The 14,964-nt window shown below is 70.1% G+C and carries 17 protein-coding genes; 3 read left to right on the top strand and 14 right to left on the bottom strand.

The features are described from left to right. Nucleotides 1–2: 2 nt before the first annotated feature. From ABZ078_RS22665 to ABZ078_RS22625, 9 genes are all read right to left on the bottom strand, one after another. Complete coding sequence (locus tag ABZ078_RS22665) at nt 3–1,568, bottom strand: CpaF/VirB11 family protein (protein WP_030381012.1); 1,566 nt, start codon at nt 1,566–1,568, stop codon at nt 3–5. Then, nucleotides 1,565–2,386, bottom strand: a complete 822-nt coding sequence (locus ABZ078_RS22660; RefSeq protein WP_030381011.1) for a hypothetical protein — start codon at nt 2,384–2,386, stop codon at nt 1,565–1,567. Before ABZ078_RS22660 ends, ABZ078_RS22665 begins: the two co-directional genes overlap by 4 nt. Continuing rightward, on the bottom strand, nt 2,386–3,075 hold the full coding sequence (locus tag ABZ078_RS22655; RefSeq protein WP_030819446.1) for an SAF domain-containing protein: 690 nt from the start codon (nt 3,073–3,075) through the stop codon (nt 2,386–2,388). The genes ABZ078_RS22660 and ABZ078_RS22655 overlap by 1 nt, the downstream gene beginning before the upstream one ends. A 17-nt stretch (nt 3,076–3,092) precedes the next feature. Further along, nucleotides 3,093–4,061: a hypothetical protein gene (locus ABZ078_RS22650; RefSeq protein ID WP_030819445.1), complete on the bottom strand. Its 969-nt coding sequence runs from the start codon at nt 4,059–4,061 to the stop codon at nt 3,093–3,095. Continuing rightward, nucleotides 4,055–4,636, bottom strand: coding sequence for a hypothetical protein (locus ABZ078_RS22645; RefSeq protein WP_030381008.1), 582 nt, complete (start codon nt 4,634–4,636; stop codon nt 4,055–4,057). The genes ABZ078_RS22650 and ABZ078_RS22645 overlap by 7 nt, the downstream gene beginning before the upstream one ends. 61 nt (nt 4,637–4,697) lie before the next feature. Continuing rightward, a complete protein-coding gene (locus ABZ078_RS22640) occupies nt 4,698–4,919 on the bottom strand; it encodes a hypothetical protein (RefSeq protein ID WP_356577774.1) in 222 nt (73 codons plus the stop codon). A 169-nt stretch (nt 4,920–5,088) separates the two neighbouring features. After that, nucleotides 5,089–5,619, bottom strand: a complete 531-nt coding sequence (locus tag ABZ078_RS22635) for a hypothetical protein (RefSeq protein WP_356577772.1) — start codon at nt 5,617–5,619, stop codon at nt 5,089–5,091. A gap of 306 nt (nt 5,620–5,925) precedes the next feature. Next, nucleotides 5,926–6,897, bottom strand: a complete 972-nt coding sequence (locus ABZ078_RS22630) for an MBL fold metallo-hydrolase (protein WP_356577770.1) — start codon at nt 6,895–6,897, stop codon at nt 5,926–5,928. 69 nt (nt 6,898–6,966) lie between these two features. Continuing rightward, complete coding sequence (locus ABZ078_RS22625; protein WP_030381004.1) at nt 6,967–7,839, bottom strand: helix-turn-helix domain-containing protein; 873 nt, start codon at nt 7,837–7,839, stop codon at nt 6,967–6,969. A gap of 130 nt (nt 7,840–7,969) precedes the next feature. Between ABZ078_RS22625 and ABZ078_RS22620 the strand changes: the two genes are divergently transcribed. From ABZ078_RS22620 to ABZ078_RS22610, 3 genes are all read left to right on the top strand, one after another. Beyond that, entirely contained in the window at nt 7,970–8,815 is an 846-nt protein-coding gene (locus ABZ078_RS22620) for a helix-turn-helix domain-containing protein (RefSeq protein ID WP_356577769.1), read from the top strand. 44 nt (nt 8,816–8,859) lie between these two features. Then, on the top strand, nt 8,860–9,564 hold the full coding sequence (locus ABZ078_RS22615) for a beta-ketoacyl-ACP reductase (protein WP_356577767.1): 705 nt from the start codon (nt 8,860–8,862) through the stop codon (nt 9,562–9,564). Nucleotides 9,565–9,849: 285 nt separating this feature from the next. Beyond that, the gene (locus ABZ078_RS22610; RefSeq protein ID WP_356577766.1) at nt 9,850–11,094 is read left to right on the top strand and encodes a hypothetical protein; all 1,245 of its coding nucleotides are present in this window, start codon (nt 9,850–9,852) and stop codon (nt 11,092–11,094) included. 211 nt (nt 11,095–11,305) lie between these two features. Here ABZ078_RS22610 and ABZ078_RS22605 read toward each other — a convergent pair whose 3' ends face one another. The 5 genes from ABZ078_RS22605 to ABZ078_RS22585 all read right to left on the bottom strand — a co-directional run bounded on the left by ABZ078_RS22605 (nt 11,306) and on the right by ABZ078_RS22585 (nt 14,555). Continuing rightward, entirely contained in the window at nt 11,306–11,578 is a 273-nt protein-coding gene (locus ABZ078_RS22605; RefSeq protein ID WP_356577764.1) for a hypothetical protein, read from the bottom strand. After that, a complete protein-coding gene (locus ABZ078_RS22600; RefSeq protein ID WP_356577763.1) occupies nt 11,571–12,566 on the bottom strand; it encodes a hypothetical protein in 996 nt (331 codons plus the stop codon). Before ABZ078_RS22600 ends, ABZ078_RS22605 begins: the two co-directional genes overlap by 8 nt. Then, nucleotides 12,563–13,276 (bottom strand): HNH endonuclease family protein, encoded by a 714-nt coding sequence (locus tag ABZ078_RS22595; protein WP_356577761.1) that lies wholly within the window; start codon nt 13,274–13,276, stop codon nt 12,563–12,565. Before ABZ078_RS22595 ends, ABZ078_RS22600 begins: the two co-directional genes overlap by 4 nt. 242 nt (nt 13,277–13,518) lie before the next feature. Next, a complete protein-coding gene (locus ABZ078_RS22590; RefSeq protein WP_356577760.1) occupies nt 13,519–14,076 on the bottom strand; it encodes a hypothetical protein in 558 nt (185 codons plus the stop codon). Next, nucleotides 14,073–14,555, bottom strand: coding sequence for a hypothetical protein (locus ABZ078_RS22585; protein ID WP_356577758.1), 483 nt, complete (start codon nt 14,553–14,555; stop codon nt 14,073–14,075). Before ABZ078_RS22585 ends, ABZ078_RS22590 begins: the two co-directional genes overlap by 4 nt. Between the last annotated feature and the right edge of the window lie 409 nt (nt 14,556–14,964).

The following is a 14,964-nucleotide window of genomic DNA, read 5'->3' as shown; positions in this document are numbered from 1 at the left end:
CGTCACAGCGGCACCACCGTCTCCAACGGAGCACCCCAGCTTCCCCACGGCCGCTGCAGGACGCTGCGGTCCAGCCCGGCCCGCACCAGGTCCTCCAGGCAGGCCTGGGAGATGTTCCCGTGCGGCACGGCCCGCGGCTCACGGCGGCCGTCCTGCTCACGCGGGGCGAAGACCATCTGGTACGAGGGGCGGCCGCCCTCACCGATGCCGGTGATCTCCATGACGTGCGACACGAAGCGATGCTTGCGTCCCGGCTTGCCGTCCGGGCCGACGAGTTCGGTCTCGTCGACCAGACGTACGTAGACGACGAAGTCAACGGCCTGCGCGATGAGCCGGTAGGCCAAGGCCTCGGTCATGCCGATGCCCGCCTCCAGACACAGGGTGGCCAGACGCTCGATCGACAGCTGGGGGCTGCGGGCATGGAGCGTGGCCATCGACCCGCCTTCGCCCTCGTTCATCGCGTGCAGCATCGGGACGACTTCCTTGGAGCGGACCTCGCCGACGATCACACGCCGCAGCGACATACGCAGCAGCTGCGGGAAGAGGTCGGACAGGGTCAGCTCACCCTGGAGCTTGCCGTCCGCCCCGCGTTCGCCGTTGGACTCGCGGCCCTCGTAGGCGACAACCTCCGGGCCCTCGGGGTCCTCGTGGAGGTGGAGCTCGTACTCCGACTCCAGCGTGCCCACCCGCTCGTTGCGCGGGATCTCCCGGGCCATGGCACGCAACAGGGACGTCTTCCCTACGCCCTGGGAGCCGACCACGATGATGTTCTTGCGGCCCTTGACCGCAGCCCGCAGGAAGTGGGCGAGCGAGGCGTCGATCGTGCCCCACCGCACCAGGTCGTCCAGGCCCTGGCCGCGGGTGCGGTGGCGGCGGATGACGATGCTCGGCCGCGGCGTGACATACGCCGAGGCCGCCAGGCGGGAGCCGTCGGCCAGCCGGAGGTTCAGGTTCGGCGTGGCGGGCGTCAGCGCACGCTCGCCCTGCCCCTGCATACGCGCGAGGTGGTTGATGAGGTTGATGAGGTCCCGGTCGGTCTTCGCGATCGGGTCCCAGGTGCGCGTTGGACGGTCCGCATAGTCGACCCGGACCTTGTCGCCGTAGATGATGATGTTCTCGACGTTCGGGTCGTCCAGGAGCGGCTGGAGACGGCCGGCGCGGAACAGCTCGTCGAACACGGCCTCACGAACGGCACGCTCCTGCTGGGGCGTCAGGTCCTGGCCGCTGGCGGCGTACTTCGTCGCCCATTCCGAGACGACCTGCCTGATGATCGACTGTCCGCGCTGCCGGCGGTCCTGCTCGGTCATGGACGCATCGGCGCCTGCGGCCTCGCCGATCTTCACGCTGGCGCGAGAGCGCAGCTCGGCCAGCACCTCGTGCCCGACCGGGAGCGTGGCCGGGGCAGAGGCGTCGGCGAGGGCGGCGACGCTCTGGGGCAGGCCAGCTGGGGACACCTGTGCGGGAACCGGCCGAAGGACCGGCGCGCCCTGCGCGGAGTGCTCGCTGAGGGCCTGGGTGAAGAGGGCGGTGTAGTCGGTGGCCGGGGATTCCGGCCGGGTGTCGGTCATGATGCCCTCCCGGCGAGCGTCGGCACTGCGGCCGGCTGCAGCTGAACGCGGCGCCTGGTCACCAGCTCATTGATCGTTTGGTGGGCCGTACGGGCTGAGCGCAGCAGCGTGCGCGGCAGCTTCTTGTAAGCCCCGTGGGTGAAGACGTCGGCGCTGTCGGGATCCCACGCGAGCATGCCGACCACGGGGGCCTGAAGGTACTGCTGGACTTGACTGCTGTTGAAGGGCCCTTCCTCGATCAGCAGGAGGCCCAGTGCATCGGAGCCCGTTCCGTGGTGCGCCAGCTCTTCCCTGAGGACCCGCATGGCCGGCGCCGCCGCCGTGATGGAGGCCTGGGTGGTGCGCACCACCATGAGCACGGCGTCGGCACGGTGGAGCAGCGGTGTCGGGTAGCGGGTCGTGGACAGCCGGGTCTCCGACTCCGTCAGGATGCGTCCGGCGTCGATGATGACGTCGTGGCCGGTCTGGTCCATCACGCCGAGCAGCCGGGAGATCGGCTCCCAGGTGCGGCTGAGCGAGGCGGCCTGGGTGGGGTCGGTCAGGCCCGGCAGGAGCAGCCGCTGCCCGGTGTTATCTCGGTCCAGGCTCACGAAGTGCTGGCTGAACTCGCGGGCGAGCGTGCCCTGTCGGTCCGCGGCCGCCAAGCGGTGCAGGCCGGTGGACGCGTTGCCTTCGCCACCGAGGTAGCCGGCCCGGATCGTGCCGCCCGCCGGGTCGGCCTCCACCAGCAGGGAGGGCTTCGGCGAGGAGAGCGCGAGGGCGAGTGCGGAGCAGGTGACGCCGGCGGACTTGCCGGAGACCAGCGCGATGACCGACATCAGCCGGCCGCCTTCAGCACGACGGTGACCGCGCCTCTGGCCGCCCAGGTGGCCAGGGACGGGCTGTCCGTTCCCGCAACGGCGACGTCCACGACGACGGCCCCGTTCGCGTCGGGGGACGAAAGGCCGACGACCACCGCGTTGATGCTGTCCGGAGCCTTCTGTGTGCCCGACTTCGCCGCCTCGGCGTCGTCCTGCGGGGTGTGGACGAGCGCGACCGCGTCGCCGGTGCGCAGCCGCTGCGCAGGGAGCTGTCCGGGCTTGGCCAGGATGCCCACGGTGTCACGGCCCTTGGCGACAGGGGTGCCCTCGTGGACCGAGGCGTCGGTGACGAGGCTTCCCTTGGGCAGGTCGGCGGCCGCGGTCTTGCCGACGATGTCGCCGCTGCGGCTGACCGGCACCGGTGCGAGCGCGGCGTCGGGAGCGATCTGCGCCACGACCAGGTCACTCTTCTTGACGGTCTGGCCCGCCTTGACGTCGTGGGCCAACGCGATCACGGGAACCCGGTTCCCGGCCTCGTCGACCTGCCACACGGCGAGGAGCGCGCCGACCGCGGCCAGCGCCAGGCCGGCGCCGACGACGACCGGCCGTCGCCGGCGGCGGGGGGCGTCCTGGGATATCGGGAGCGGCCCGGGGGCTGCTGCGGGCGCCTTCTCGGCTGGCTTCTTGTTCGCGAACGTCGTCGCCATGGTTGCTGTTTTCCTCGTTAGTTGACGACCTGGAGCTCGCCGATGTTGATCGCGGTTCCGGCGGTGCGTGTCTCGTTCGGCAGCGTGCCCGTCTCACCGTTGGTGGCGGTCCAGTCGATCACCCACGTGCTCGTCGCGGTGATCTTGTAGGAGCCGCCGTCGGGCACCTTGGTGTAGGTGTGGCCGCAGTCCGGGGACTCCTGCTTCCCGTAGGACTTCTCGTACGGCGTTCCGGGCTTCGTGCAGGTCACGGACGTGCCGTCACCCATGGCCCAGGTGATGGACTTGACGCGTGCGGTCGCCGTCACCGACAGGCCGCCGGCCGACGCGGTGGTCGAGAGCGGTCCCCACGTGTTGGGCGTCTGCTCGGTCCACAGCCACACAGGCATGCCGATAAGACCCTTGGAGCCGGCCGGGGGAGCGCTGCCGATCTTGGCGCCGTCCAGGCGCATCATGCTCAGCGCGCGCTGGGCCAGCTCGGCTGCCGACGGACCGGTCTGCCCGAGCGGGTCCGTCTCGGACCAGCGGGCGAATCCGTCGGTGGGAGTGGGGCGGGCGTGGATCTGAGACATGCATGCGAAGGCGTAGATCGCGCCGGTTGTGTGGCCTTCCCAGATGGGGTCGGACTTCGGCGGCTGCGGGTCGAGCTTGCGGATGTAGCAACCGTAGGATTCGCTCCAGGTGCCGACGCCAGGGATGTAGCACTCCCAGCCCGGGCTTCCCGGGCGCTCCTTCGCGCCGGTCTCGCAGGTCTTGCCGTCGCCCTTGCCGCCGCCGCCACCTCCGCCGCCGTTGTGGCCGCCACCGCCACCGCCACCGTTGCCTCCGCCGTTTCCACCGGGGACTTCCACACCGGCGCAGATCCAGGCGCTGTTGCAGGAGCCGACGTCCGTGTCACCTCCATCTGCCCAGGCCTGGGAGGGGAGGAGCAGGTAGATGATGCCGGCGAGCGCGGATATGACGGCTGCGGTCTTGCGGGTCAGCATGTGCGGTCCTGCTGCTGCGTCTCGGTGATCATCCACTTGTCGCCGACAGTCCGGGCGTTGATGGTGGTGACGAACCGGGTGAGCCGCTCCTTGGGCAGCTTCACCTCTTCGCCGGTCTTCTCCTTGACCAGCTTCCAGTTGCTCACGTCGACGCAGTCGGTGATGGTGGCCTTCTTCGGCGTCTCGTCAAGGCTGACCGCGGTGACCTCCGGGGAGAGCTTCGGTTCACCCTTGATGACGTTGCCGTTCAACTTGAGCGCGACGAGTTCGGACTCGGCCTTGCCGAGGGCCTTGTCGAAGGCGTACTTGTCCAGGCCCGTGTCGACGGGGCTGGCTTTCGCGTATGCCTTGACCTGCGCCTCCCAGTAGTTGCGGTAGACCGCCAACACCTCGGCCTTGGCCGTGGCCTGTGGGTCGGAGCTCTTGGTGGCGCTGGGGCTGGCGGAGGCCTTCGGCTTCTTCTCCTCGCCGCCGCCTCCGCAGCCAGTAGCCGTGACCGCGACGCTGAGAGCCGTGGCAGCAACCACCGCTCGGCGCAGCCAGCGAGTCGTGTCGTGAGCGGTTGAGATCGACACTGGCGTATCCCCCTTGTGAGTAGTGGTGACGGCTTGGATCGTAGGAAACGGAGGAGCTGCCTCAGGCCAGGGCGCGGCCGGAGCCGGTCGCGGCACCTGCAGCGCGTACGGCGAGGCTGGACTTCGCCGGCCACTGGGCGCCGATCGGCAGGCCGGCGAGGTGCCGCGGCGCTGCGGGCGGGGGGCCGTTTTCGGGCACGCCGAAGGGCACGACAGGAATGGCGCCAGCCGTCTCTGCGTAGCTGACGTTCCAGGTCGTGAAGCCGACGGTGGTCTGGTTCAACGCGAAATCCCCCTCGCGGTCCGGGACTGGGCGTCTCCCACAACGCGATCAGTCCGAGCCTGATTCTGGCCAGAAAGATCAGATGCAGCCAGGTCCCGTTTTTTCCTGTAGCCGCACTTCCGGTATATGCCTCCGGCGTAGGTGGTTTGGGAACGCCTTGATCAGGGCCTCAGGGTTTGATCATGAGGGCCGGACCGGAAGCCCTAAGGGCCCTTTCGGCGGCCTCGCGGTCTGAGCCGGTGATGGCGTTAAGTCGACGTTCGACGAAGGGGGTGGAGGGGTGGTCCTTGCCGTAAACCGACTGCAGCAGCGCCAGAAGAGCCGTGCCGGTCCTGACGGCGTCGGGCGCGTGGGTGATGGTGAGCCAGGAGGCGGCGCCGTTGCGGGCCTGCCGGCGGATCTGGCGGTGCTTGGGTTCCAGGACCCGCTGCCAGGCTGCGGCGGTGTAGACCGACACCTCGGTAGCCATGGTGGGGTGCCCGGCGAGCTGGGCGCAGAAGGCGACGAGCTCGAGGGCGTGGAGCGTGTAGTTGTGCAGGGGGCCATGGCTCTCGGCGAGTTCCTCGCTGAGGATCCGCGCGAGAGTGAGGGCTTCCTCGCGCCCACCGGCGAGGAGGGTGTGGCGGAGGTTCTGGATGCGGGGCGCGAGGAACTCGGGGACGGCGGCGGGGACCGGCAAGGTGCTGGCGGCGGGCGTCATAACTCTCCCTGGTCGAGGCGGCTGCGAGCGGATGCCGCCGCCGGGGGGCCAGCGGCGGCATCCGGAATCGAGTCCAGCAACGCGTGCTGCTCGACCGCGCACGTCAACGGGCGTGGGAGTGCCCTCGGTGCCTGGGCGGCGCTCCCCCGTGCGTGCACGGCGCGCCGACGTCGGTAGTTGACCGGCCCCGGGGAGCGCAGTGCAAGCCCGCACGCCGCGCAAGCGGTTCATATTTCAATGACCGGAACGCTGGGGCCGCGCTGTTTCACCTGCTGGAATAGGCGAGGTGCGGCTGCCGGGCAGGGCTCAGAGCGTGGTCGGGCCGGTGGAGGAGCGGTCCCAGGCGATGTGTGCCGCGTGATTCATCAGCTCTAGCAGGTCCGGGGCGGTGGAGTCCTGGTCGAGGTGGCGGTACTCGGTGCTGAGGGTGATGGCGAGCCGCTCGGGGAGACCGAGGCCAGGGTAGCGGTCCTCCTTGATCAGGATGCGTGCCGCCTCGACGGCGGTCCGGCCCTGGCCGTGCATCACGTAGGCCTGGTCCGCGAGGTCGTCGAGGTAGGCCACGTAGTCCTGGAGGTCGGCCGGGGTCATGAGCGGGCCGTGGCCGGGGACGATCCACTCGGGGGCGAGGTCCAGGATCCGGGCGCAGGCGGCGGAGACGTGTTCCAGCGGACCGGCCCAGTGCGAGGGGTGGTCTCCGGCGAAGACGATGTCGCCGGCGAAGACCACGCGCTGCTGGGGCAGATGGACGATGAGGTCGCCGACCGTATGGGCGGGGCCGACCTCGTGAAGCTCGATGGGCATCTGGCCGACCGTGAGGTCGTGGCGTCCGGTGAACGTCGTGGTCGGCGGCAGTACCTGTATGCCGGTGAAGTCGAAGTTGCCGAAGTGCTCCCGGAAGTACCAGCCGAGCGGTTGGCCGGGGTCGGTGTCGTGGATGAGTGCCTGAAGCTGCTGAGGCTTCGGCTCGAGGCACTGGTGCTCAAGAGCGGCGCGAGTGGCGAAGATGTCGGCGCCGGGCAGTTGCTGGAGGCCCCAGGTGTGGTCGCCATTGGCGTGGGTGACGGCGACCCGGTCCAGTAGGGCATCCGGCCCTGCGGCCGTGCGGGCTGCAGTGAGGAAGGCGTCGGTCAGGGCGGGGGTGTAGGGCGTGTCGATGACGAGGGCCTGGCCCTCGGAGACGACGAGACCGCAGTTGGCCATGCCCCAGGTCGCCTTGTTTCCCGGCTGCCAGGCGAAGACGCCGGGGGCGATCTGCTTCAGGTCAGTGGTTGCCATGGGCATGCATTGTGCGTGCCGCGGCCGCCCCGAGGAAATCCCTCCGCCAGGGCAGCCGCGGGCGCGACCTCAGTGGTGGGGTGCGAACGGCAGGAGGAAGAACCGGGCGCCCGGGCTGCCGAACGGCTGGGCGGCGCACATGGTGACCGTGCCCAGCTGAGACGGTGCGTGGCGCTCGCAGCAGCGGCTGCGGTGGTCCTCGCCGTCGCGCGGCGGCGTGTAGCCGGCGTGCCGCATCGGCCGGGCGTCGCCGTCGGGGTGGATGTACGCGAGGCTGTGGTCACGGTAGATGGGCCCCGCCACCGGGTCGTCGTTGACCTCCTTGTCGAGCAGCTGGAGATCTTCGTTCTCTGGGTGCGCGGCGACCGCCGTGCGCAGCTGGGCCGCGACCTGTGGGGCCCATCGCGTGTCCCAGTCGACCAGGTGGTGCTCGCGCGCGTCCTCCCGTAGGAGCATCCACCGGATCAGGTTGCGCTCGGGCAGTTCCGGGGCCTTGCCCTCGACCTGCGGGAACATCCGCTTGAAGTCGTCGTTTGCCGCCAGCACGTTCCAGGCGACGTCGTTGATGTAGCAGGGCTGCCCGGAGACGCCGTTTACGGCCAGCTGCCATGCCGGGTCGACGTTCGTCCCCGCGCACGGATCCATGGGGAACGGGGGCTCGTAGCCGAGCGCGTAGACGTAGAGCACGTTCCTCTCGCGCTCATTCATCTTGAGTACCGTGGCCACGTTGTCGAGGAACTCGGTGCTCGGCTGGGGTGTGTTCCCGCGCTCGAACTCGGCGTAGGTCCTCTCGGTCACGAACAGCGCCTGCGCCACCTGCGCCTGCGACAGTCCGCGCGAGCGCCGGCCCCGGCCGACGCGCTTGGGCCAGCCGAGCTCGACCGGGTCTATCTGTCCCCGCTTCCATTGCAGCAGCTGCTGCAAGGCCTCCTTCTGATTCAACTTTCAACCCTTCCCCGTGGTGCCATCCCCGTACCGGCCACGCGATATACCGGAAGTGCGCGCTCCTGAAATTCAGGGACCGGAAAATTCAGAGCCTGGTGGGCGAGATCTTGGCCGGGAAGAATCGGCCATGGATCGCATCCGCGTTGTGGGAGACGCGAGGGTCCTCCACAACCGCGAGGGGGAGTTCGCGTTGCTGCAGCCTGTTGCCACCCCGCCCGACCGCGCCGGCGGCGTCGGTGGAGCCGTGGGACGCACCATGGCGGTGCTCAGAGCACTGATCAGCCTTGGGCCGGGTGAACATCCCCTGGCCGCGGTCGCCGAGTCCGCGGACCTTCCCGCGGCGACTGCCCACCGGTATCTGCAGGCCTTGATGCGGGAGGGCGCCGTGGAGCAGCTTGGGCCGCGCGCTGGCTACGCGCTGACTGACGCGCTGCACGGTCCCCCCTCGTCGACACCCGCCCAGCCCCTCCAGGCTGGCCCGCCCTCTCCTGCTGTGAGGGCCGAGATCGTCACACTACAGTCGCGAACCGGCCAGCTCGCATTTGTTTACCGACCCCACCTGATCGGCACTCCGATGAGGATCTGCGCGGAACGGGCATACGGGCCACACGCTGACGAGGTCCTTACTTCGCCTCAGACCGCCTTGCGCTCTCTTGAATCTGCGCCCCTGGAGGATGACGCCGCCGGCCTGGCGATCTTCGCCTGTCTCGGCTCCGTCGGCGGTAACAAGATCGACGTCGCACAGATCCGTGAGGAAGGTCACGCCATCGGTCCGTCCCCGCTGGCGGGTCGCACCATGATCGCGGCGCCCATTTGGTACGGCTCGGCCGTCGCCGGATCCGTCGCGCTACTGGCCAAGGAGGTGCCCATGCGCCGGGCCGCCACCCGAGCCCGCTACGTGACCGCCGTCATGGACACCGCCGCGGCGATGAGTGGACACCTCACCCGTTCCGGCACTCGCCGGGCCAGTTAATTCACGACAGATACCCGCAAAGCACTACAGAAAGGCGCCATCCCGTGTCCCGTTCAGTCCTGGTCACCGGCGGCAACCGCGGCATAGGCCTCGCCATCGCCCGTCACCTCGCCGAGTCCGGCGACCGCGTCGCCGCCACCTACCGTTCGGGCGAGCCCCCCGAGGGTCTGCTCGCCGTCCGCTGCGACATCACCGACACCGACCAGGTCGACGCCGCCTTCAAGGAGGTCGAGGCGCAGCACGGCCCCGTCGAGGTCCTCATCGCGAACGCCGGCATCACCAGGGACCAGCTCCTGATGCGCATGAGTGAGGACGACTTCACCTCCGTCCTCGACACCAACCTCACCGGCGCCTTCCGCGTCACCAAGCGCGCCTCCCGCGGCATGCTCCGCGCGAAGAAGGGCCGCGTCGTCTTCATCTCCTCCGCCGTCGCCCTGCGCGGCGAGAGCGGCCAGGCCAACTACGCCGCCTCCAAGGCCGGCCTCGTCGGCTTCGCCCGCTCCATGGCCCGCGAACTCGGCTCCCGCGGCATCACCTTCAACGTCGTCGCCCCCGGCCTCACCGAGACGCCCATGAGCGAGCAGTTGACCGCGGAGCAGCTCGAGAACCTCAAGACCCAGATCCCCCTCGGCCGCCTCGCCCGCCCCGAGGAGATCGCCGCGACCGTCGCCTTCCTCGCCTCCGAGCAAGCCGCCTACATCACCGGTGCCGTGGTGCCCGTCGACGGCGGCGCCGGCATGGGCCACTGACCACCGCGACCGCCCGCCACCTTGGAGCCCCATGAGCGCATGACCTGACAGCAGGCAGTCCCCCGTGGGCTGCCCCGCGGCAGCAAACCCTGGTGTGTCCAGCACCTCGGCCTGCGCGCCGCATCTCTGCCACCACCCGGCGAGTGTCCAGCCCGCCCGGTGAAGAACCCGGTCCGAAGACCGGGCAACACCGCCCCTGCCAGGGCGGATCACCTTGGTTCCCGAAGAACCCAGCCCCACCGAAGAGGGGCTCGCGCATGCCCGAAAGGAGGGCGTGCCCTGCCCATGATGCAGCATGCCCACGCGCCGGTCCACGCAGCCGCCGCTCCGCCGTGCCCTACGCGCGGAGAAAACCGAATATCCCTGAACAACCGATTCGACCTCGTCTATGAGCATGCAGACCAGGAGGTCGACACAACCGCGTCCCGACGTACCCGGCGCGGGGACTTCCTGCGCGCGGCCACCTGGGCCATTACCCATCGCCTGCACCCCAAGGCCGGCGACACCACGCTGCGCGTCGCCCGCGATCTCGCCGCCCGCCTGAACGCGGACGGGCACGTCGCCTACTGCCGCGACGCGATGTGGCGTCGCCTGGGTATCAGCCGACGCACCTTGGAGCGGCACATCGCCGTCCTGCGCGAGCTCGGCCTGCTCGTCTGGGCTGTCCACGGAACCCGGACCAACACCCGGCCTGCCGGAAGCGGCGAGTGGGCAGGCACCGCCACCATCTACGCCGCCGTCGTCCCCCGTGCCTGGGACGACGCCCTCGGCCACCGTGTCAGCGGCCACGGCTACCACGCCCGGCACATCGGGTTCACCGAACACGGACGGCAGCTGGCCATCGCCGACGCCCGTCGCCGCGCCCGCCCGACGCGATGCCGTGACACCCCTTCCTGTAAGACCAACCACCCACGTCCTACAGCTGAGATGAGAGGGAAGAAGAACAACACCAGCGCGCCCCGCGGAGCGCGGCCGCGCCCCCGCCGCCGGCACGAGATCCCGGAGCCCTACCGGGCCAGCCCAGACCAGGCCGCACACGCCGTCTCGGTCGCCGCCTGGGTACGCCCCCGGGTGCCCTGGACCCAGGGCGAGGGCCTGCGCCGCCTCGCCTTCGCCCTGCGCCCCTGGATCGCCACCGGCCGTTCCGCAGCTGACATCGCCGCCGACCTGTCGGTCTGGCGCGTGCCCCGACGGCCGGCCTCCCCAGCCAGCTTGATCATGGCCCGCTGGAGCGAGACCGAGGGCCGGAACAAGCGCGCTGCCGACCCCGATAGCCGCGAGGACAGGGCTTCCGCGGTCCCGCCCAACGCGGCCTTCCTGGCGGCCATGGACGCGGTCCGTGCCCGCCTCACCAGGGTGTCGCCGCCCGTCGAGCCGGAACCCGATCCGCCCGGCTTCGTCATCCGCGACAGGATCCTTGCCTCCCTCGCACAGGCAGACCGGGCCCGCCGCGCACGCACCGCCGAGCAGTGCCTCACCTTCGCCGAGTGGGAATCCGTCTGCGACGCCAGAGAACGAGCCCCCTGGTGACCCCGCGCCGACCCAGGCCACGCACGTACGGCACGCACCAAGCCACGGCACCGATGACGAACCCGACCGTGAAGCTCTCGAACCGGAACACGACATCCTCTTCCCGTTCAGGGCGACCCCGCCGCTGTGGCGGCGGACTCAACGGACTCCTCGACGGTCTCCCCCTGAGCCTTGCCCTCAGCGTCGCGCCGGCGCGTGCGGACGACCGCCCTCACCGACCGGAACAGGGCACGCACAGCCGCCACAGACCGACAGCTGCGCAGCCGACCGCCGCCGTGCTGGCGCCCAGGCGCGCGGAAGTCTCCAGCCACCCCGGCCAGTGCAGGTAGCCCAACGTCAGCGACGTACCGATCAGGCTCAGGCTGAGCACCATCAGGACACTGCTGTGCCCGATCACCCCCCAGGTGCGCTTCAGCTCGGCGTAGGCCTCCGGATTCGCCTTCCGCCAGGAAACACGTCGACCGGTCCGCTCGTGCTCACGCATTGCTCTCTCCGCTCGTCGCATGCCGAGTTCCGTCGTTGTGAGCCCCACCCAGAACTTCCCGGGCATGGCGCAGCCCCTCTCCCAGCTCCTCCAGCTCCAGCCGCACTTCATCCAGCAGATGTTGGGGCAGCAGCCCTTCGGGCAGCGCGGGCCTGACCGGCGCGGCGGCCGCGCCGTCTTCGCGGATCGCCGACTCCACCGCTTCCTCCTGCCGCTCGACTTCGACGGCCTGGTCGACCAGGAGCGCGAGCGACTGGGCGTATCCGAGAAGAAGTTCACGGGCTTCCACGTCGTTCGCCGCCAGCGGCACCAGCCCGGCCGTGTCCCACACCAGCCGCGGCAACGCCGCCGCCGCGCGCGTCAGCTCGTAGCGCCCGCTGCGCTCGGCAAGCATGCGCAAGCGCTGCTCGTCGGCCAGCAGCCGGAAGAAGACCGCCGCGTACGCCTCATCCGACTCGACCACGCGCACGCGATGCCGGGTGAGGCGCCGGACGGCCGCCGGCAGTCCGACGGCCGCGGCCAAACCGACCGCGCCGGCCGCGAGGAGACCGATTGTCGCCGGCAGCAGGGAGGCCGCCGGGCCCAGAGCGGCGAAGGCGACCACGGTGAACAGCGCGGTCCGACCGACCGGGAGGGGGCGGGGAAGCTCGAGGCCTCCCAGCGTCCAGATGTGCAGGGGAGCACGGCGCCCCCACACGGTCCGACACGCCCAGCGCCCCAGCCGGTGCTGCCCCGGGTCGAAGACGCCCGCCTCGCGCAGCACACCCCCCGGGTGCGGTCCGAAGACGTCCCAGCGCAGCCACCCACCCCGGGTCCGCTCCCGTATCAGCAGCAGCGCCTCCATGGCGGCCCGAACGGCGGCCGGGGCCGAGAGCCTGCCAGCCAGCTCGGCGCGCACGGCGTGGTGGAGCCGGGCTGCTTCCCGGACGGCGTGGGTCCACCGGTCTCGGTCCGCATCGAAGGGCAGCGGCTGTGCGGACGGCCTCATCGCGGGCCCGCCTCGGCCGGGCAGGATTCCAGCGCGGCGCGCAGGGCCGTCTTCTCCGCCGGCGTGACCGACAGGCGGTACTTGGTCTTCACGCGGACCTGCGCGGTCGCGTACCAGCAGTGGGCCTCGGCCTGCGGGGGCATCCACGCGGCGGCGTCCTTGGCCCCCTTGCCCGCGTTCGTCGGACCATCGGTCGCAATCAAATTATCCGGGTCGTTCGCATAATTCAGCCTTTGCTCGGCAGTCAGCTCCCGGGCCCCCGATCGCCATCCGAGCGCCAGGGGCACGATGTGGTCGATCTGCACGGCCATGGATGTGCGGGGGCCGCGCCTGAAGTTGATCGTCCGGCCCGTGTACCGGTCGTGGAGAACGCCGGAAAGCACGGTGCAGCCGTCCTCGGCCCTTGCGACGTCGTCCAGGTCGCGGGCCAGGACGTCCTGACGCGTGGGGCACGAGTTTCCCGACATCTCGACGGTGCCCTCATCGCTCCATGCCGGTCCGAAGGCGTCGCGGCTGTAGCCGGCGAGGGGGACGCGCTTTCGGACCGTCAGGTTGTTCAGCTGGGTCAGCGCCGTTCCGTCTCCAGCCGCGACTGGTCCGTGAGCGGGTGCGGCTTCAGCCGCAGAGCCGGGAGCGGGCAGTGGGCCGCAGGCGGAGGCAGCGAGCGCGCCGGCGAGCACGAGGGCGGCGGCCGAGATGCGAGGGGCCATGGGCAGAGAGTCCTGTTCGTGTCGGAGGAAACACCGTTCACCTGCTACAGGTGCGGCGCTGGCTGACGGTGTGACACTCGGTCCGAAATTTCTGCCCGTGTGCAGCCTGGCCTCGGCGCTTCAGGGGCCGCTGACCGCTTCCAGCAGTGCCGCGGCGGCTCATTCCTTGGCTGACTACTTGGTGGACGCGGTGAAGACGCTGGTGAGTATCTGACCGTCGTAATCGGCTTCCGCCTTGCAGTTCACGGCTGGCTGCGGAACCAGGTGAGGAAGTCCTCGGCGTGTGCCTGGTCGAGCCGCATGGTCAGGTCACCACCGTCCAAGTCCTGGGTGATGCCGTCGGCCTGTCCGTCCGCGGTGATGGAGCCGGGCCAGCGGGCTACCAAGGAGAGCAGAGCCCCTGCCGCCGAGCCTGTGGCGGTCATCTTGAGGATGACCGCCAGCGTCTCGTCGTCTACGTCGAGTTCGATCAGACAGCCGGGGACGACGGAGCGCAGCCGGTCGAAGAGGTGCCGCTGGTCGGGAACGGCCGCGCCGAAGGCTTCGGCGTTCGCCTGGGCCCGCGCAGTGCGCTCGTAGAAGGTGCTGATCAACTTCTGTGCGCTGGCGCGCAGTCCGGGATCGGCAATCTCCGACAGCGCGCCCACGGTGCGGTCGGTCGTGCCCGGCGGGGTAAGGGGAGAGAAGCCGATCTCGCGCTGGACTCCGGCATCGTCGAGGAGGGTGAGGATGGTCAGGTTGGCGACGGGGTGGAGATTGATCGTCCACTGATCCGGCAGCGGCTTGGGCGAAGAGGTCACCAAGGTCTCCAGGTAATGGTGTACGGACGGGGGCAGGACGTTGTCGGAAGTACGGCGGGCTGGGACGGCGTAAGCGGAGCGGCATTGAGGTCCGAGTCCTCCTCCCCTGCGCACTCGACGGCGTACGCGCGGTCGGCACAGTTGCCGCACAGGCCTTCCCAGCCTTCGCCGTCGGCGCTGTAGTCGTCGCAGTCCTCCCCCGAGCAGAAGTACTCCTCGTAGGTGCCGGCCGGGATGAACCGCAGCGCCGCGGTGGAGCTGGCGAGGATGAGGACGCCGGATTCGAAGACGTGGACGTTGGCCCCGTAGTGGGGGGAGCGTCGGATGGCGTGCCAGACGTCGATGCCGTGCAGTGTGCGGTGCTCGGCGTTCTTGGGGCGTGTCCAGACGCCGTCCTCGCGGACGTGGAGGACGTATTCGGACTCGAAGTCGATCTCGGCGCGGAGGCCGGCGGCGGTAGCGATGGTGCTTCGGAACATGGTGAGTCGGTTCTCGCAGTGTTGGAGGCGGGGCTGAGGCGCTGCCGGGCGGCCGGGGCCGCCCGGCAGCCGGTCAGAGGCGGGCGACGCGGTCGCCATCGCCGACGAGGGTGAGCATCAGCCGACGGTGGGCGTGCGGGGCGTCCCATGCGATGCCGAGCTGACGGACCAGCGGGTGGGGGGTTCCAGTGGGTGACGGTGCCGGTCGCTCCGGCGGGAATGGGGTCGTGCTCGTCGGTGCACAGGACGACCTTGATGCGGTCTCCGACACTGAACTCGGGTTCCACGGATTCTTCTCCTTGTCGCTGAGGGATGGCTCGACAGACATGGGGCCCAGCGACGGATCGCGGACGAATGCATGGCGAGCGAAGGCAGGGGAGTTGGCGATGTCCGGTCCCGCCGCGGGTGC

The sequence above is a fragment of the Streptomyces sp. NPDC006385 genome (genome assembly GCF_040612485.1).
In the GTDB taxonomy this organism is placed as follows: domain Bacteria; phylum Actinomycetota; class Actinomycetes; order Streptomycetales; family Streptomycetaceae; genus Streptomyces.
This window is presented reverse-complemented; position numbering and strand designations above follow the sequence as displayed.